This window comes from Streptomyces sp. KPB2, from assembly GCF_003950055.1.
GTDB classification, from domain to species: domain Bacteria; phylum Actinomycetota; class Actinomycetes; order Streptomycetales; family Streptomycetaceae; genus Streptomyces; species Streptomyces salinarius.
The window spans coordinates 6,087,752-6,103,302 of sequence record NZ_CP034353.1 but is presented as its reverse complement, the minus strand read 5'-3'; the positions used below and the strand labels follow the sequence as shown (position 1 = coordinate 6,103,302).

The window sequence follows — 15,551 nt, the reverse complement described above, 5'->3', positions numbered from 1 at the left end:
CGAACCGGGGAGGCGCAGCGCGCCTCCCCGGTCCCAGGTCCACTCGTACGAGGGACCCCTGTCATGTGCCCGTCCGGCAGGTGCGGGCTCTCACGCCTGTCCGCGCACGCCCTTCGCCAGGTCGGCGGCGAGCGCCCGGACGCCCTCGATGCCGGCCGCGTCGTCGGGCGCGTCCAGCATCCGCTTGACGAAGGCGGAGCCGACGATCACGCCGTCGGCGAAGCCGGCCACCTCGGCGGCCTGGGCGGCGTTGGAGACGCCGAGGCCGACGCAGACGGGGGTGTCGGTGGTGGCGCGGGTGCGCCGCACCAGGTCCTCGGCCTGCGCGCCGACCGACTCGCGGGTGCCGGTGACGCCCATGAGGGAGGCGGCGTAGACGAAGCCGCTGCCGGCCGCGGTGATCTCGGCGAGCCGCGCGTCCTTGCTGCTGGGCGCGACCACGAAGACCGTGGCGAGCCCGTGCTTGTCCGCGTGCTCCCGCCACAGCGCCGACTCCTGGACCGGCAGGTCGGGCAGGATGCACCCGGCACCGCCCGCCTCGGCCAGCTCAGCGGTGAAGCGCTCCACGCCGTAGCGGTCGATCGGGTTCCAGTACGTCATGACGAGGATCGGCTTGCCGGTGGCCTCGTGCGCCTCGTGGACGGTGCGCATCACGTCGGCGATCCGCACGCCGCCGCGCAGGGCGATGTCGTCGGCGGTCTGGATCACCGGGCCGTCGAGCACCGGGTCGCTGTGCGGCAGGCCCACCTCGACGACGTCGGCGCCGCCGTCGAGCGCGGCCTTGACCGCCTCGATGCCGCCGTCCACGGTCGGGAAGCCGGCCGGGAGGTAGGCGATCAGGGCGGCGCGGCCCTCGGACTTCGCGGCCGCGAGGGTGTCGTTCAGCAGCTGTACGTTCCCGCTCACTTGGCGTCCCCCTCGATCTCCGCGGCGCCGGTCCCGTCGGCGGCGACCTCGGCGTCGGTGTCGTACAGCCCGAAGTAGCGGGCGGCGGTGTCCATGTCCTTGTCGCCGCGGCCGGACAGGTTGACCACGATCAGCCCGTCCTTGCCCAGCTCCTTGCCGACCTCCAGGGCGCCGGCCAGCGCGTGGGCGCTCTCGATGGCCGGGATGATGCCCTCGGTGCGCGACAGCAGGCGCAGGGCCTGCATGGCGGCGTCGTCGGTGACCGCGCGGTACTCGCCGCGGCCGGAGTCCTTGAGGTGGGCGTGCTCCGGGCCGATGCCGGGGTAGTCCAGGCCGGCCGAGATCGAGTACGGCTCGGTGATCTGGCCCTCGTCGTCCTGGAGGACGTAGGACCGGGAGCCGTGCAGGATGCCGGGCTCGCCCGCGGTCAGGGTGGCCGCGTGCTCGCCGGTCTCGACGCCGTGCCCGGCGGGCTCGCAGCCGATGAGGCGTACGCCGGTGTCGGGGATGAAGGCGTGGAAGAGGCCGATGGCGTTGGAGCCGCCGCCGACGCAGGCGATCGCGGCGTCGGGCAGCCGTCCGGCCTGCTCCAGAAGCTGGCGGCGGGCCTCGACGCCGATGACGCGGTGGAAGTCGCGGACCATCGCCGGGAAGGGATGGGGGCCCGCGACGGTGCCGAACAGGTAGTGGGTGCGGTCGACGTTGGCGACCCAGTCGCGGAACGCCTCGTTGATCGCGTCCTTCAGCGTGCGGCTGCCGGACTTCACGGCGATGACCTCGGCGCCGAGCATCCGCATCCGGGCCACGTTGAGGGCCTGGCGGCGGGTGTCGATCTCGCCCATGTAGATGGTGCAGTCGAGGCCGAAGAGGGCGCAGGCCGTCGCCGTCGCCACGCCGTGCTGGCCGGCGCCGGTCTCGGCGATGACGCGGGTCTTGCCCATGCGCTTGGTGAGCAGGGCCTGACCGAGCACGTTGTTGATCTTGTGCGAGCCGGTGTGGTTCAGGTCCTCGCGCTTGAGGAAGATCCTGGCCCCGCCGGCTTCGGCGGCGAAGCGGGGGACCTCGGTGAGGGAGGACGGGCGGCCCGTGTAGTGGACGAGGAGGTCGTCCAGCTCGCGGGCGAACTCCGGGTCGGACTTCGCCTTGTCGTACTCGACGGCGACCTCGTCGACGGCCGCGACGAGGGCCTCGGGGATGAACTTGCCGCCGTAGGCGCCGAAGTAACCCTCGGCGGAGGGGGTTTGACCCTCCGGGTCGGGGATGAAGAAGTTGCTGGGCATGCGGGTACCTCACGGTGAGTGTCTGATGTGACTAATCGCCGTGGGGGCGGGGACCTCTTGTCGGCTGCCTGCCGTCTGTGGCTGGTCGCGCAGTTCCCCGCGCCCCTAAAGGACGGGGCGTTGCCATCGCCGTCCGTTTACCTGCCCGGGCTCGTCCCCGATGACGTACCGCACCCGGCGGCCGTGCACCCGGCGTGCGGGCGCGCGGCAGCCCCGGGGCCGGCAGCCGCGTGCGAGGCGGGCGTACGGGTCCCGGGGGGCCGGAGTGGGTACGGGGGTCATCGGGGTCAGCTTACCGGCGTGTCAGCCCCGGCCGTGGCGGAGTGCCGGGTGTTCGCCGGCGGCCACCAGGTCGGAGACCGCCGTCTTGGGGTCGCGGCCGGTGACCAGGGACTCGCCCACCAGGACGGCGTCGGCGCCCTCGTTGGCGTAGGCGATGAGGTCGTGCGGGCCGCGGACGCCGGATTCGGCGACCTTGACGATGTGCGCGGGGATCTCCGGGGCGACCCGTTCGAAGGTGCCGCGGTCGACCTCGAGCGTCTTCAGGTTGCGCGCGTTGACGCCGATGACCTTGGCGCCCGCGTCCACCGCGCGCTCGACCTCGTCCTCGTCGTGCACCTCGACCAGCGGGGTGAGTCCGATGGACTCGGCGCGCTCGATCAGCGACTCCAGGGCCGGCTGTTCGAGGGCCGCGACGATCAGCAGCACGAGGTCGGCGCCGTGCGCACGGGCCTCCCACAGCTGGTACGAGGTGACGATGAAGTCCTTGCGCAGGACGGGGATGTCCACGCGCGCGCGGACCGAGTCCAGGTCGGCGAGCGAGCCGCCGAAGCGGCGCTGCTCGGTGAGGACGGAGATGACGGCGGCGCCGCCCGCCTCGTAGTCGGCGGCGAGTCCGGCCGGGTCGGCGATGGCCGCGAGCGCGCCCTTGGAGGGGCTGGACCGCTTGACCTCGCAGATCACCTTGACGCCGTCGCCGCGCAGCGCGGACACGCCGTCCTGGGCGGGGCGTGCCTTGGCCGCGCGCTCCTTGAGCTCGTCGAGGCTGACGCGCGCCTGCCGCTCCGCGAGGTCGGCACGGACTCCGTCGATGATCTCGTCGAGCACACTCACGCGAGCGGCCCCCTTTCAGACGGCAAAACGTGTGGTCACTGTGATGGTATCCGGAGCCGGGCACCGGTCCCGCATCCACCTGATCGCGATCCCACTACCTGGACACTCCATGGATGATCAAGGGATCAGCCAGCCACCGAACGGCAGGTTCCGGACAACGGTGAAAACCACCAGCAACGTCCCCAGCGTCCACAGGTGGACCGGTCCGAGGTCGACCCGCACCGGACGGCCCCGCGCCACGCGAACCACCCAGACGGTCCACAGCACGGCGAAGCCCAGGTAGGCGAGGACGGCGGGCGCGTTGGCGTGCAGCGCGGCCGTCAGGTCCCCGTGGACGAAGGCGTGGGCGCTGCGCAGGCCGCCGCAGCCGGGGCAGTAGACGCCCGTGAAGCGCAGCAGGGGGCAGACGGGGTAGTGGCCCGGCTCGTACGGGTCCACGCTGCCGACGTAGGCGAAGGCCCCCACGACGGCCGCGAGCACCCCGCCGGGAACGGCCAGGCGCAGGGCCGTGCCCCGCAGTTGTGGGGTGCTGGTCCGGCTGGGTTTCCCGCTCTCGACGTCCACGTCCCGCATTCTGCCCCCGGCGGCACCCGGGCGCACATGAGGGGCGGTCCCGGCACCCGTGTGCCGATCCGCCCCTCAGGAGGTCCGTGACCGCCGTTCGGTCAGCCCTTGGCGCCGGCCTGCGCGTGCTCGCCGGAGACCTGGTGCACGGAGTGGTTCTGCTTCGGTTGGCCGAGGCCCATCATCTTCATGATGTAGCCGACGACACCACCGAGGAGCACGACCGCCATGCCGGCCCAGAAGCCCCACGGCTGGGCCGCCACCATGAACATGCCCGCGATGCAGAAACCGATGAAGGCGATGATGACACCGGTCCAGGCGGCCGGGGTGTGACCGTGGCTGCTGCCCGCCATTGCTTGCTCCTCGTTGCTGTGTGCCATGTCTGAGCAGGACGCTCGCACCCATTGTCCCGCACGGGGGCACGGGCCGTGAGCGGGGGTGCGCCAGCGGGTGAACGCGGGTCCCGGCAGGGGTCAGGCGCTGGTGGGGTCCTCGCCGCGGTCGATGGCCTTCCACAGGTCCTCGGGGCGGTCCGGGTCGACGGTCTGCGGCCTGCGGCGCGGGCGCGGGGTGCCGTCGCGCTCGTAGCGGCCGGACATCGCGGGCCACAGCCGGCCGTAGCGCAGCGCGAGCAGGCCGGCCAGCAGGAGCAGGGCGCCGCCCACGGCCGCCACGTACGGCCAGGCGGTGTGGGAGAGCGCGTCGACGGTGGCCGAGGTGTCGCCGGCCGCCTTGGCCGCCTGGTCGTCCAGGGCGGAGCCGTCGGAGGCGCCGACCAGGGCGGCGGCGACGGTGCCCGCGCCGCTGAGCGCGAGCACGGCGGCGACGGCGAAGCGGCCGGCGCGGCGGACGGCGAAGACGGCGACGAGCGCGGCGAGACCGACTATGGCGAGCGCCGCGGGTACGCCCGTGACGTCGCTGCCCTTGGCGGTCAGCGGGAAGGCGCCGCCGGCCACGGTCGCGGTGCCCTCCGCCCATTCCTGCCGGGTGGCGAGCAGGGCGACGGCGGCGCCGAGCGCGCCGCACAGCAGGGCGACGGCGAGGCTCCGGCGGCCGGCCCGGGCGGGTCCTGCGGCTGGGGTGCGGGGGTGAGGAACGGCTGTCACGTACTCCACTATCACCCGAACCCCGGGCGAACCATCACCCGGGGTTCGGAATCTCCGACGTGAGAATCGCCCCACCGCTCCCGCCGTTTGCCCCTATTGCGTCAGCCGGTTGGCCGTGTGCACGGCCCGCAGCACCGCCGCCGCCTTGTTGCGGCACTCGGTGTCCTCGGCGACCGGGTCGGAGTCGGCGACCACGCCGGCGCCCGCTTGGACGTAGGCCGTGCCGTCGCGCAGCAGCGCCGTGCGGATGGCGATGGCGGTGTCGGAGTCGCCGGCGAAGTCGAGGTAGCCGACGCAGCCGCCGTACAGGCCGCGCCGGGAGGGTTCGAGTTCGTCGATGATCTGCAGGGCGCGCGGCTTGGGCGCGCCCGAGAGGGTGCCGGCCGGGAAGCAGGCGGTGAGGACGTCGAAGGCGGTGCGGTCCGGGGCGACCCGTCCGGTGACCGTCGAGACGATGTGCATGACGTGCGAGTACCGCTCGACGGACATGAAGTCGACGACCTCGACGGAGCCGGGTTCGCAGACGCGTCCCAGGTCGTTGCGGCCGAGGTCGACGAGCATCAGGTGCTCGGCGCGCTCCTTGGGGTCGGCGAGCAGCTCGTCGGCGAGGGCCTGGTCCTCCTGCGGGGTGGCGCCGCGCGGGCGGGTGCCGGCGATGGGGTGCACCAGGGCGCGTCCGTCCTCGACCTTGACCAGCGCCTCGGGGGACGAGCCGACGACGTCGAAGCCGTCGAGGCGGAGCAGGTACATGTACGGGGAGGGGTTGGTGGCCCGCAGCACCCGGTACACGTCGAGGGCGCTCGCCGTGCAGGGCGTCTCGAAGCGCTGGGAGGGGACGACCTGGAAGGCCTCGCCCGCGCGGATGCGCTCCTTGATGTCCTCGACGGCGTCCTGGAAGTCGGGGCCGCCCCACCGCGCGGTGTACTCGGGCAGCTCGGAGGGCGGCAGCGCGGCCGGCGGCTGGGCGACCGCGCGGGTGAGGTCGGACTCCATGGCGTCCAGGCGGGCGATCGCGTCGGCGTAGGCCTCGTCGACGCCGGTCTCCAGGTCGTTGTGGTTGATCGCGTTGGCGATCAGCAGGACCGAGCCCTCCCAGTGGTCCATGACGGCGAGGTCGCTGGTGAGCAGCATGGTCAGCTCGGGGAGCTTCAGGTCGTCGCGCTCGCCGGGACCGACCTTCTCCAGGCGGCGCACGATGTCGTAGCCGAGGTAGCCGACCATGCCGCCGGTGAAGGGCGGCAGGCCCAGGTCGTGGGCGAGGTCGCGCGGGGTGTGCAGGGCCTCCACGGTGGCGCGCAGGGCGGCGAGCGGGTCGCCGTCGGTGGGGACGCCGACGGGCGGGGTGCCCTGCCAGTGGACCTGCCCGTCCTGCTCGGTGAGGGTGGCGGCGCTGCGGACGCCGACGAAGGAGTACCTGGACCAGGATCGCCCGTTCTCCGCGGACTCCAGCAGGAAGGTGCCGGGGCGCTCCGCGGCGAGCTTCCGGTACAGCGCCACCGGGGTGTCGCCGTCGGCGAGGAGCTTGCGGCTCACCGGGATCACCCGGCGGTCGGCGGCCAGCTTGCGGAAGGTGTCGAGGTCCATGTCATGCGTGACGTCCATGGCGGCAGACCCTACTGATCCGCGCCGGGCGCGCCGGTGTCCGCGGCGTCCTCGGCGAGCAGCACGTCGGCGTCGAAGCAGGTGCGGGCGCCGGTGTGGCAGGCGGCGCCCACCTGGTCGACCTTGACGAGCACGGTGTCGGCGTCGCAGTCCAGTGCCACGGACTTCACCCACTGGAAGTGGCCGGAGGTGTCGCCCTTCACCCAGTACTCGCGGCGGCTGCGGGACCAGTAGGTGCAGCGTCCGGTCGTCAGCGTGCGGTGCAGCGCCTCGTCGTCCATCCAGCCGAGCATCAGCACCTCCCCGGTGTCGTACTGCTGGGCGATGGCGGGCACGAGGCCGTCGGCGCTGCGCTTGAGGCGGTCGGCGATCTCCGGGGCGAGGGGGCTGGGCCGCCCGGGGCCGCCGCCGGTGGGGGAGCTGCTGGTCATGCGCCCATTGTGCCGCGCGGGACGGACACGCCTGCGGGATGTCCATTGGGCGGACCCGGCCGGGCGCCGTAGGCTGACTCCATGTCGACTTTCGCCAAGCGTGAACGACTTCTGCTCGCGGACCTGTTGGAGACGGCGGGTCCGGACGCGCCGACCCTGTGCGAGGGCTGGCGGACCCGTGACCTGGCCGCGCACGTGGTGGTGCGCGAGCGGCGTCCGGACGCGGCCGGTGGCGCCCTGATCAAGCCGCTGGCGTCCCGTCTGCACCGGGTGCGGGAGGAGTACGGCGCGAAGCCGTACGAGGAGCTGCTCCAGCTGATCCGCACGGGCCCGCCGCGCTTCTCCCCCTTCCAGCTCAAGCAGGTCGACGAGGCGGCGAACACGGTCGAGTTCTACGTCCACGCCGAGGACGTCCGCCGGGCCCAGCCGGACTGGTCGCCGCGCGAGCTGGACCCGGTCTTCCAGGACGCCCTGTGGTCCCGCCTGGAGCGCGCCGCCCGGCTGATGGGCCGGGGCATCCCGACCGGCCTGGTGCTGCGCCGCCCGAACGGCCAGACGACGGTCGCCCACCGGGGCACGCCGGTGGTGACGGCCACCGGCGAGCCGTCCGAGCTGCTGATGTTCGCGTACGGCCGGCAGGACGCCGCGAAGGTGGAGCTGGAGGGCGAGAAGGACGCGATCGCCAGGCTGCGGGAGACGAAGCAGCTCGGGATCTGAGCCCCGGGCGGGTCGCTCACTTCGGCAGCTCGGCCCGCCGTACGCCGGGCGCGCACAGGGCGACGACCCCGCCGAGGCCGCAGACGGCGGCGCTGACGGCGAAGACCGGGCCGGTGCCCCAGACTCCGATGGCGGCGGCGGACAGGGGCATGCTCAGCGGCGCGATCCCCAGGCTGACGATGCCGCCGACGGCGGTGACGCGCCCCAGGTAGGCGGGGTCGGACTGGGTCTGCAGCAGGGCGCCGCACATGGCGCCGCTGAGCCCCGTGAGCAGGCCGACGAGCACCGCCGTGCCGACGGCCACGGGGAGGCCGGGCGCGTGGGCCAGGGCGGCGATCGCGGCCGCGCCGGGGATGATGGAGCCGGCGGCGACGCACCCGGCGCGAGGCAGGCGTCCCCGTACGGTGAGCAGCAGGGCGGCGACTCCGGCGCCCGTGCCGAAGCCCGCGAGCACCCAGCCCATCCCGGAGGCGCCCCAGCCGCGCTCGTCCGCGAGCAGGGTGAGGCCCACGTTGAGGGGGCCGACGAAGCCGAGGTCGCCCAGGGCGATGGCCACCATGAGCGGGCCGAGGACGCGGTGCCGGCGGACGTAGCGGAGCCCGCCCACGAGGTCCCGCCAGGCGGTGGTCTCCCGCGCGGCGCTCGCGTCGTCGGCGGGGAGGTCACGTATCCGGACGGAGATCAGCAGCGGCACGGACACGGCGATCAGCAGCCCGGCGAAGGCGAAGGCCGCCGCCGCGCCGCCGAGCGCCACGCCGAGCCCGCCGAGCGGTGCGCCCACGACGGCGGCGAAGCGGATGGCGAGGCCGCGCATGCCCTGGACGCGGGCGAGCTGGTCCTTGTGGGTGATCCGCGCCGGAAGCGCTCCGACCGCGGGCATGAACACGGCGTCGACGGTGCCGAAGACGACGGCGAGCAGGGCCAGGAGCCACAGCCCGGGGTCGGCCGCGAAGAGCACGGCGGCGACCGCGAGGACGGTGACGCACCGTACGGTGTCGCTGCCGATGACGACCCGGCGCGGCCCCAGCCGGTCGGCGACCACTCCCCCGCCGAGCATGAGCAGCGCCCGGGGCACCGCGCTCACGGCGGTGACGAGGCCGGCCTGCGCGGGAGTGCCGTTCTGCACGGCGGCCCAGGACAGCGCGAGGAAGAACACCATGTCGCCGACCATGGACGCGGTGTAGGCACCGACCCAGCGCAGGACGTTGGGGTCACGGTGGGCGGGGCGCTCCGGGGCGGTGTGGGCCAGGCGGGCGGCTATGTCGGTGAGGTCGGACACCGGGTCATGCAGCCCAGTCGCGGAGCAGGCGGGCGGTTTCGTTGAGGTCGGCCTCGTCGCTGCGGATGTCGGAGACGAGCTTGGCCATCTCCCCGTACGGCAACTCGAAGGGCAACCCGGACTGCTCCATGTACTCCCAGGCGCAGGCCACACCGATGGACGCGTTGTAGTCGGTGAAGGGCCTCAACCGCAGCGCGGTGTGCAGAAACGTCGCGGCCCGCGCGGGCACCTCCTCGTAGTAGGCCTCACCGGCGACCCGCTCGTACCTGTGCCGCTCGACCATGCAGTGCAGCGCGCCCCAGTCCCGGATCGGCGTGTTCTGAGGTGACACGTTCACCTGGATGTTGAGGACCCAGCCGGTGTCCACGTACAGCGTCACCGCAGGCCCCTCGGGAAGCGCTCTTCGAAGTCGGCCATGATCTCGCGGGCCTTCTTCGAAGCCCCCTCCACGAACCGCTGCTTCTGCCGTCGGCGCACCACGTCCTCGGTCAGTATGTCGTGCGCCAACCGCTTGATCGCGACGCCCTGCTCCTTGGCCTCCGCGCGCAGCTCTGCCAGCTCTTCCTCGGTGAACTCAATCGTGATCCCAGGCATATGAGCACCATAGCCGGGCCGCCACCGGGATCACTACCGCCTTCACTACCAGGGGTGACCTGTCGAACTACCGAACGGGGTGGCCCGCCTCGCGCAGGGCGGTCTTGACCTCGCCGATCCGCAGGTCGCCGAAGTGGAAGACGGAGGCTGCCAGGACCGCGTCCGCGCCCGCCTCGACCGCCGGGGCGAAGTGGGCGAGGCTGCCCGCGCCGCCCGAGGCGATCACGGGGACCCTCACGTGCCCCCGGACCGCCGCCAGCATCTCCAGGTCGTAGCCGTCCTTCGTACCGTCCGCGTCCATCGAGTTGAGCAGGATCTCCCCCGCGCCCAGCTCGGCCGCCCGGTGCGCCCACTCCACCGCGTCGATGCCGGTGCCGCGCCGGCCGCCGTGGGTGGTCACCTCGAAGGTGCCCGCCTCGGTGCGGCGGGCGTCGACCGACAGCACCAGGACCTGGCGGCCGAACCGCTCGGCGATCTCGCGGATCAGGTCGGGGCGGGCGATGGCGGCCGTGTTCACGCCCACCTTGTCCGCGCCGGCCCGCAGCAGCTTGTCCACGTCCTCGGCGGTGCGCACCCCACCGCCGACGGTCAGCGGGATGAACACCTGCTCGGCGGTGCGGCGCACCACGTCGTAGGTCGTCTCGCGGTTGCCCGACGAGGCGGTGATGTCCAGGAACGTCAGCTCGTCGGCGCCCTCGGCGTCGTACACCTTGGCCATCTCGACGGGGTCGCCCGCGTCGCGCAGGTTCTGGAAGTTGACGCCCTTGACGACCCGGCCGTTGTCCACGTCCAGGCAGGGGATGACTCGGACCGCCAGGGTCATGAATCCACGGCTCCTCTATACGCTTCCACTTCGACTGACACCAGGACCCGCGAGTCGATGAAGCCCTCCACGACCAGCAGGGTCGTGGCCGGGCGTACGGAGTCGAACAGCTCCTTGTGGGCACGGCCCACCTCGTCGACGTCGCGCGAATGCGCCAGGTACACACGGGTCCGGATCACGGACTCGATGCCGAGACCGAACTCGCCGATCGCCTCGACCGCGGTGGCGAAGGCAACCTTGGTCTGCTCGTACGGGTCGCCCTCGCCGTACAGCACGTCGCCCTTGAAGGCGGTGGTGCCCGCCACGACGACCCGGTCGCCCGCCGCCACGGCGCGTGCGAAACCGAAGGACTCTTCCCAGGGACTGCCGCTCTGCACGCGCCATACGGCTTCGGACGTCATGTCGACACAGCCTCCAGGGCCTCTTCCAGCGTGAAAGCCTTCGCGTAGAGGGCCTTCCCGACGATGGCCCCCTCGACACCGGCCGGGACGAGCCCGGAGATCGCACGCAGGTCGTCCAGGGACGACACGCCGCCCGAGGCGACGACCGGGCGGTCGGTGGCCGCGCAGACGTTCTTCAGGAGCTCCAGGTTGGGGCCCTGGAGGGTGCCGTCCTTGGCGATGTCGGTGACGACGTACCGGGCGCAGCCCTCCTTGTTCAGGCGGTCCAGCGTCTCGTAGAGGTCGCCGCCGTCGCGGGTCCAGCCGCGGCCCCGCAGCGTGGTGCCCCGGACGTCCAGGCCGACCGCGATCTTGTCGCCGTGCTCGGCGATGACCTTGGCGACCCACTCGGGGGTCTCCAGGGCGGCGGTGCCCAGGTTCACCCGGGTGCAGCCGGTGGCCAGGGCCGCGGCGAGGGTGTCGTCGTCGCGGATGCCGCCGGACAGCTCGACCTTGATGTCCATGGCCTTCGCGACCTCGGCGATCAGCGCGCGGTTGTCCCCGGTGCCGAAGGCCGCGTCCAGGTCGACCAGGTGCAGCCACTCGGCGCCGGAGCGCTGCCAGGCGAGGGCGGCCTCCAGCGGGGAGCCGTAGGAGGTCTCGGTGCCCGACTCGCCGTGCACGAGGCGGACGGCCTGGCCGTCGCGGACGTCGACGGCGGGGAGGAGTTCGAGCTTGCTCATCTCTACCGGGCTCATCTCTACAGGGTCTCGATCCAGTTGGTCAGGAGCTGCGCTCCGGCGTCGCCGGACTTCTCGGGGTGGAACTGCGTGGCCCACAGCGCGCCGTTCTCCACGGCGGCCACGAAGGGCTTGCCGTGCGTGGACCAGGTGACCCTGGGCTCGGCGATCAGCGGGTTGTGCGCCTCCTGGGTCCACTCGTGGACGGCGTAGGAGTGCACGAAGTAGAAGCGGGCGTCCGCGTCCAGGCCGGCGAAGAGCTGGGAGTCGGCCGGTGCCTCCACCGTGTTCCAGCCCATGTGCGGCACGACGTCGGCCTGCAGCGGTCCGACCGTGCCGGGCCACTCGTCCAGGCCCTCGGCCTCCACGTCGTGCTCGATGCCGCGCGAGAAGAGGATCTGCATGCCGACGCAGATGCCCATGACCGGGCGTCCGCCCGACAGCCGGCGGTCGACGATCCAGTCGCCCCGGGCGGCCTTGAGGCCGTCCATGCAGGCGGCGAAGGCGCCGACGCCGGGGACGAGCAGCCCGTCGGCGTTCATGGCCTTGTCGTAGTCGCGGGTGATCTCGACGTCGGCGCCCGCGCGCGCGAGGGCGCGTTCGGCGGAGCGGACGTTGCCGAAGCCGTAGTCGAAGACGACGACCTTCTTGGCGGCGGTCAACTCCAGACCTCCAGCCTCAGGACGCCCGCGAGCAGACACATGCCGGCGCCGATGGAGAGCAGCACGATCAGGCCCTTGGGCATCTGCTGCCTGGCGAAGGAGTAGATGCCGCCGGCCAGGAAGAGGCCGACGACGATCAGTGCGGTGGACGTACCGTTCATGGGTTACAGCGCGCCCTTCGTGGAAGGCAGGATGCCGGCGGCGCGCGGGTCGCGCTCGGATGCGTAGCGCAGGGCCCGGGCCAGCGCCTTGAACTGGCACTCCACGATGTGGTGCGCGTTGCGCCCGTAGGGCACGTGCACGTGCAGGGCGATCTGGGCCTGGGCGACGAAGGACTCCAGGATGTGCCGGGTCATCGTCACGTCGTACTCGCCGATCATCGGCGCCATGTTCTCGGGCTCGGTGTGCACGAGGTAGGGGCGGCCGGACAGGTCGACGGTGACCTGGGCGAGGGACTCGTCCAGCGGGACCGTGCAGTTGCCGAAGCGGTAGATGCCCACCTTGTCGCCGAGTGCCTGCTTGAAGGCGGCGCCCAGCGCGAGGGCGGTGTCCTCGATGGTGTGGTGGGAGTCGATGTGCAGGTCGCCGTCGGTCTTGACGGTCAGGTCGAACAGACCGTGCCGGCCGAGCTGGTCGAGCATGTGGTCGTAGAAGCCGACGCCGGTGGCGATGTCGGTCTTGCCGGTGCCGTCGAGGTCGATCTCGACGAGGACCGAGGTCTCCTTGGTCGTGCGCTCCACGCGTCCCACGCGGCTCATGTGTTCTGCTCCTTCTTGACTTCACGTACCGCGTCGAGGAACGCGTCGTTCTCCTCCGGGGTGCCGGCGGTGACCCGCAGCCATCCCGGTACGCCGTTGTCCCGGACCAGGACGCCCCGGTCGAGGATCTTCCGCCAGGTGGCGTGGGAGTCCGCGAACCGCCCGAACTGGACGAAGTTGGCGTCGGACTCGGTCACCTCGTAGCCGATGGCCCGTAGTTCGGCGACCAGCCGGTCCCGCTCGGTCTTCAGCTGCTCGACGTACTTCAGCAGCGTGTCCGTGTGCTCCAGGGCGGCCAGCGCGGTCGCCTGGGTCACGGCCGACAGGTGGTAGGGCAGCCGTACTAGCTGGACGGCGTCGACGACGGCCGGGTGCGCGGCGAGGTAGCCGAGACGCAGGCCCGCCGCGCCGAACGCCTTCGACATGGTGCGCGAGATGACGAGGTTCGGCCGGCCGTCCAGCAGCGGCAGCAGGGAGGCACCGTGGCTGAACTCGATGTACGCCTCGTCGACCACGACCATCGACGGCTTGGCCGCCTGCGCCGCCTCGTAGAGCGCGAGGACCGTCTCGGGCGGGACCGCGTTGCCGGTCGGGTTGTTGGGGGTGGTGACGAAGACGACGTCCGGGCGGTGCTCGGCGATCGCCCGCACGGCGGCGGGCACGTCGATGGTGAAGTCCTCGTGGCGCGGCCCGGAGATCCAGCCGGTGCCGGTGCCGCGCGCGATGAGGCCGTGCATCGAGTACGACGGCTCGAAGCCGATCGCGGTGCGGCCCGGGCCGCCGAAGGTCTGCAGCAGCTGCTGGATGACCTCGTTGGAGCCGTTGGCCGCCCAGACGTTGCTCACGTCCAGGGGGTGCCCGGAGGTGTTGGTCAGGTACTCGGCGAGTCCGGTGCGCAGCTCGACCGCGTCCCGGTCGGGGTAGCGGTTGAGGTCGCGGGCGGCCTCGCGGACGCGCTCGGTGATCCGCTCGACCAGTGCCTCGGGCAGCGGGTAGGGGTTCTCGTTGGTGTTCAGCCGTACCGGCACGTCCAGCTGGGGCGCGCCGTAGGGGGACTTGCCGCGCAGCTCGTCCCGTACGGGGAGATCGTCGATGCCGAACGTCACTTGCTCTCCGGAACCTTCCACTCGAACCTCGCCTTGATCGCCGCGCCGTGCGCGGGCAGGTCCTCCGCCTCCGCCAGCGTCACCACGTGCCGCGCGACCTCGGCGAGCGCGTCGCGCGTGTAGTCGACGATGTGGATGCCGCGCAGGAAGGACTGCACGGACAGGCCGGAGGAGTGGCAGGCGCAGCCGCCGGTGGGCAGGACGTGGTTGGACCCGGCCGCGTAGTCGCCGAGCGAGACGGGCGCCCAGGGGCCGACGAAGATCGCGCCGGCGTTCTTGACCCGGTCGGCGACGGCGGCGGCGTCGGCGGTCTGGATCTCCAGGTGCTCGGCGCCGTAGGCGTCCACGACCCGCAGGCCCTCGTCCAGGCCGTCGACGAGGACGATCGCGGACTGGCGGCCGGCCAGGGCCGGGCGGATCCGGTCCTCGACGTGCTTGGTGGCCTCGACCTGCGGCTGGAGCTCCTTCTCCACCGCGTCGGCCAGCTCCACGGAGTCGGTGACCAGGACGGCGGCGGCCAGCGGGTCGTGCTCGGCCTGGCTGATCAGGTCGGAGGCGACGTGCACCGGGTCGGCGGTCGAGTCCGCCAGGACGGCGATCTCGGTCGGTCCGGCCTCGGCGTCGATGCCGATCTTCCCGGTGAAGAAGCGCTTGGCGGCGGCGACCCAGATGTTGCCGGGGCCGGTGACCATGTTGGCGGGCGGGCAGGACTCGGTGCCGTACGCGAACATCGCGACGGCGGTGGCGCCGCCCGCGGCGTACACCTCGTCGACGCCGAGCAGGGCGCAGGCGGCGAGGATGGTGGGGTGCGGGATGCCGCCGAACTCGGCCTGCGCGGGCGAGGCGAGCGCGATCGAGCCGACGCCGGCCTCCTGGGCGGGCACCACGTTCATGACCACCGACGACGGGTACACCGAGCGGCCGCCGGGCACGTAGAGCCCGACGCGCTCGACCGGCACCCACTTCTCGGTGACCGAACCGCCGGGCACCACCTGCGTGGTGTGGGTGGTCCGGCGCTGCTCGCGGTGGACGAGCCGGGCACGGCGGATGGACTCCTCCAGCGCGGCGCGCACGTCCGGGTCGAGCCCCTCCAGGGCACGGGTCAGCTCCTCGGCCGGGACGCGCACCCGTTCCAGCCGGACGCCGTCGAACTGCTCGGTGAAGTCGATCAGCGCCGCGTCCCCGCGATGATGCACGGCCTCGCAGATCGGACGCACCTTCTCCAGGGCGACCGAGACGTCGAAGTCGGCTCGGGGCAGCAGGTCGCGCAGGGCGGGGCCCTCGGGGAGGGCGTCGCCGCGCAGATCGATTCGGGAGATCACGGAACCAATTCTCTCAGACCCGCGTCCGGCACGGTCCGCGCGTATCAGTGGCTGATACGGAACGCGACGGACCTCACGCCCCACGGTGAACTCACGCGATCCGTGCTCACTTTGAGTGTTCGACAGGTCACTCAGTGGGCATGAACGGTTGTACGAAGGGTGAGCGAC

General features: G+C 72.4%; 20 protein-coding genes. 1 reads left to right on the top strand and 19 read right to left on the bottom strand.

The annotated features are described in order from the left end of the window. Positions 1–90 precede the first annotated feature (90 nt). The 8 genes from trpA to hisI all read right to left on the bottom strand — a co-directional run bounded on the left by trpA (position 91) and on the right by hisI (position 7,002). Complete coding sequence (gene trpA / locus D1J63_RS27480) at positions 91–906, bottom strand: tryptophan synthase subunit alpha (RefSeq protein ID WP_125632523.1); 816 nt, start codon at positions 904–906, stop codon at positions 91–93. Next, positions 903–2,186: a tryptophan synthase subunit beta gene (trpB, locus tag D1J63_RS27475; RefSeq protein WP_125632521.1), complete on the bottom strand. Its 1,284-nt coding sequence runs from the start codon at positions 2,184–2,186 to the stop codon at positions 903–905. Before trpB ends, trpA begins: the two co-directional genes overlap by 4 nt. A gap of 303 nt (positions 2,187–2,489) precedes the next feature. Next, positions 2,490–3,299, bottom strand: coding sequence for an indole-3-glycerol phosphate synthase TrpC (gene trpC / locus D1J63_RS27465; protein ID WP_125632517.1), 810 nt, complete (start codon positions 3,297–3,299; stop codon positions 2,490–2,492). Between the two features lie 117 nt (positions 3,300–3,416). Then, the gene (locus D1J63_RS27460) at positions 3,417–3,872 is read right to left on the bottom strand and encodes a DUF2752 domain-containing protein (protein ID WP_176155502.1); all 456 of its coding nucleotides are present in this window, start codon (positions 3,870–3,872) and stop codon (positions 3,417–3,419) included. Between the two features lie 92 nt (positions 3,873–3,964). Further along, positions 3,965–4,216, bottom strand: a complete 252-nt coding sequence (locus D1J63_RS27455) for an HGxxPAAW family protein (RefSeq protein ID WP_061445281.1) — start codon at positions 4,214–4,216, stop codon at positions 3,965–3,967. 120 nt (positions 4,217–4,336) lie between these two features. Then, a complete protein-coding gene (locus D1J63_RS27450; protein ID WP_125632512.1) occupies positions 4,337–4,978 on the bottom strand; it encodes a TIGR02234 family membrane protein in 642 nt (213 codons plus the stop codon). 84 nt (positions 4,979–5,062) lie between these two features. Continuing rightward, on the bottom strand, positions 5,063–6,571 hold the full coding sequence (locus tag D1J63_RS27445; RefSeq protein WP_125632510.1) for an anthranilate synthase component I: 1,509 nt from the start codon (positions 6,569–6,571) through the stop codon (positions 5,063–5,065). An 11-nt stretch (positions 6,572–6,582) separates the two neighbouring features. Then, positions 6,583–7,002, bottom strand: a complete 420-nt coding sequence (hisI, locus tag D1J63_RS27440) for a phosphoribosyl-AMP cyclohydrolase (protein WP_125632508.1) — start codon at positions 7,000–7,002, stop codon at positions 6,583–6,585. Positions 7,003–7,083: 81 nt separating this feature from the next. Between hisI and D1J63_RS27435 the strand changes: the two genes are divergently transcribed. Then, the gene (locus tag D1J63_RS27435) at positions 7,084–7,719 is read left to right on the top strand and encodes a TIGR03085 family metal-binding protein (protein WP_102932554.1); all 636 of its coding nucleotides are present in this window, start codon (positions 7,084–7,086) and stop codon (positions 7,717–7,719) included. Positions 7,720–7,735: 16 nt separating this feature from the next. Here the strand turns inward: D1J63_RS27435 and D1J63_RS27430 are convergent, their stop codons facing one another. From D1J63_RS27430 to hisD, 11 genes are all read right to left on the bottom strand, one after another. Beyond that, entirely contained in the window at positions 7,736–8,998 is a 1,263-nt protein-coding gene (locus D1J63_RS27430; protein ID WP_277601472.1) for an MFS transporter, read from the bottom strand. Between the two features lie 4 nt (positions 8,999–9,002). Beyond that, positions 9,003–9,377, bottom strand: coding sequence for a hypothetical protein (locus tag D1J63_RS27425; protein ID WP_102932555.1), 375 nt, complete (start codon positions 9,375–9,377; stop codon positions 9,003–9,005). Continuing rightward, positions 9,374–9,592 (bottom strand): hypothetical protein, encoded by a 219-nt coding sequence (locus D1J63_RS27420; RefSeq protein ID WP_102932556.1) that lies wholly within the window; start codon positions 9,590–9,592, stop codon positions 9,374–9,376. The genes D1J63_RS27425 and D1J63_RS27420 overlap by 4 nt, the downstream gene beginning before the upstream one ends. 67 nt (positions 9,593–9,659) lie before the next feature. Continuing rightward, positions 9,660–10,415, bottom strand: a complete 756-nt coding sequence (gene hisF, locus D1J63_RS27415; RefSeq protein WP_125632506.1) for an imidazole glycerol phosphate synthase subunit HisF — start codon at positions 10,413–10,415, stop codon at positions 9,660–9,662. Further along, a complete protein-coding gene (locus D1J63_RS27410; protein WP_125632504.1) occupies positions 10,412–10,816 on the bottom strand; it encodes a RidA family protein in 405 nt (134 codons plus the stop codon). The genes hisF and D1J63_RS27410 overlap by 4 nt, the downstream gene beginning before the upstream one ends. Next, entirely contained in the window at positions 10,813–11,538 is a 726-nt protein-coding gene (gene priA / locus D1J63_RS27405; protein WP_061445275.1) for a bifunctional 1-(5-phosphoribosyl)-5-((5-phosphoribosylamino)methylideneamino)imidazole-4-carboxamide isomerase/phosphoribosylanthranilate isomerase PriA, read from the bottom strand. The genes D1J63_RS27410 and priA overlap by 4 nt, the downstream gene beginning before the upstream one ends. A 17-nt stretch (positions 11,539–11,555) precedes the next feature. Further along, a complete protein-coding gene (hisH, locus tag D1J63_RS27400; RefSeq protein ID WP_125635855.1) occupies positions 11,556–12,203 on the bottom strand; it encodes an imidazole glycerol phosphate synthase subunit HisH in 648 nt (215 codons plus the stop codon). After that, complete coding sequence (locus D1J63_RS36815) at positions 12,194–12,358, bottom strand: hypothetical protein (RefSeq protein ID WP_164413412.1); 165 nt, start codon at positions 12,356–12,358, stop codon at positions 12,194–12,196. Before D1J63_RS36815 ends, hisH begins: the two co-directional genes overlap by 10 nt. 3 nt (positions 12,359–12,361) lie before the next feature. Continuing rightward, entirely contained in the window at positions 12,362–12,955 is a 594-nt protein-coding gene (gene hisB / locus D1J63_RS27395) for an imidazoleglycerol-phosphate dehydratase HisB (protein ID WP_007448566.1), read from the bottom strand. Next, positions 12,952–14,061, bottom strand: coding sequence for a histidinol-phosphate transaminase (locus D1J63_RS27390; protein ID WP_125632502.1), 1,110 nt, complete (start codon positions 14,059–14,061; stop codon positions 12,952–12,954). The genes hisB and D1J63_RS27390 overlap by 4 nt, the downstream gene beginning before the upstream one ends. Continuing rightward, complete coding sequence (gene hisD, locus D1J63_RS27385) at positions 14,058–15,383, bottom strand: histidinol dehydrogenase (RefSeq protein ID WP_102932561.1); 1,326 nt, start codon at positions 15,381–15,383, stop codon at positions 14,058–14,060. Before hisD ends, D1J63_RS27390 begins: the two co-directional genes overlap by 4 nt. Positions 15,384–15,551: the final 168 nt, after the last annotated feature.

What these genes read in the sequence shown, in the direction of transcription:
- trpB (WP_125632521.1), bottom strand. Translation starts at nt 2,186, where the DNA reads ATGCCCAGCAACTTCTTCATCCCCGACCCGGAGGGTCAAACCCCCTCC.
- D1J63_RS27460 (WP_176155502.1), bottom strand. Translation starts at nt 3,872, where the DNA reads ATGCGGGACGTGGACGTCGAGAGCGGGAAACCCAGCCGGACCAGCACC.
- D1J63_RS27455 (WP_061445281.1), bottom strand. Translation starts at nt 4,216, where the DNA reads ATGGCGGGCAGCAGCCACGGTCACACCCCGGCCGCCTGGACCGGTGTC.
- D1J63_RS27445 (WP_125632510.1), bottom strand. Translation starts at nt 6,571, where the DNA reads ATGGACGTCACGCATGACATGGACCTCGACACCTTCCGCAAGCTGGCC.
- hisI (WP_125632508.1), bottom strand. Translation starts at nt 7,002, where the DNA reads ATGACCAGCAGCTCCCCCACCGGCGGCGGCCCCGGGCGGCCCAGCCCC.
- D1J63_RS27435 (WP_102932554.1), top strand. Translation starts at nt 7,084, where the DNA reads ATGTCGACTTTCGCCAAGCGTGAACGACTTCTGCTCGCGGACCTGTTG.
- D1J63_RS27420 (WP_102932556.1), bottom strand. Translation starts at nt 9,592, where the DNA reads ATGCCTGGGATCACGATTGAGTTCACCGAGGAAGAGCTGGCAGAGCTG.
- hisF (WP_125632506.1), bottom strand. Translation starts at nt 10,415, where the DNA reads ATGACCCTGGCGGTCCGAGTCATCCCCTGCCTGGACGTGGACAACGGC.
- D1J63_RS27410 (WP_125632504.1), bottom strand. Translation starts at nt 10,816, where the DNA reads ATGACGTCCGAAGCCGTATGGCGCGTGCAGAGCGGCAGTCCCTGGGAA.
- priA (WP_061445275.1), bottom strand. Translation starts at nt 11,538, where the DNA reads ATGAGCAAGCTCGAACTCCTCCCCGCCGTCGACGTCCGCGACGGCCAG.
- D1J63_RS36815 (WP_164413412.1), bottom strand. Translation starts at nt 12,358, where the DNA reads ATGAACGGTACGTCCACCGCACTGATCGTCGTCGGCCTCTTCCTGGCC.
- hisB (WP_007448566.1), bottom strand. Translation starts at nt 12,955, where the DNA reads ATGAGCCGCGTGGGACGCGTGGAGCGCACGACCAAGGAGACCTCGGTC.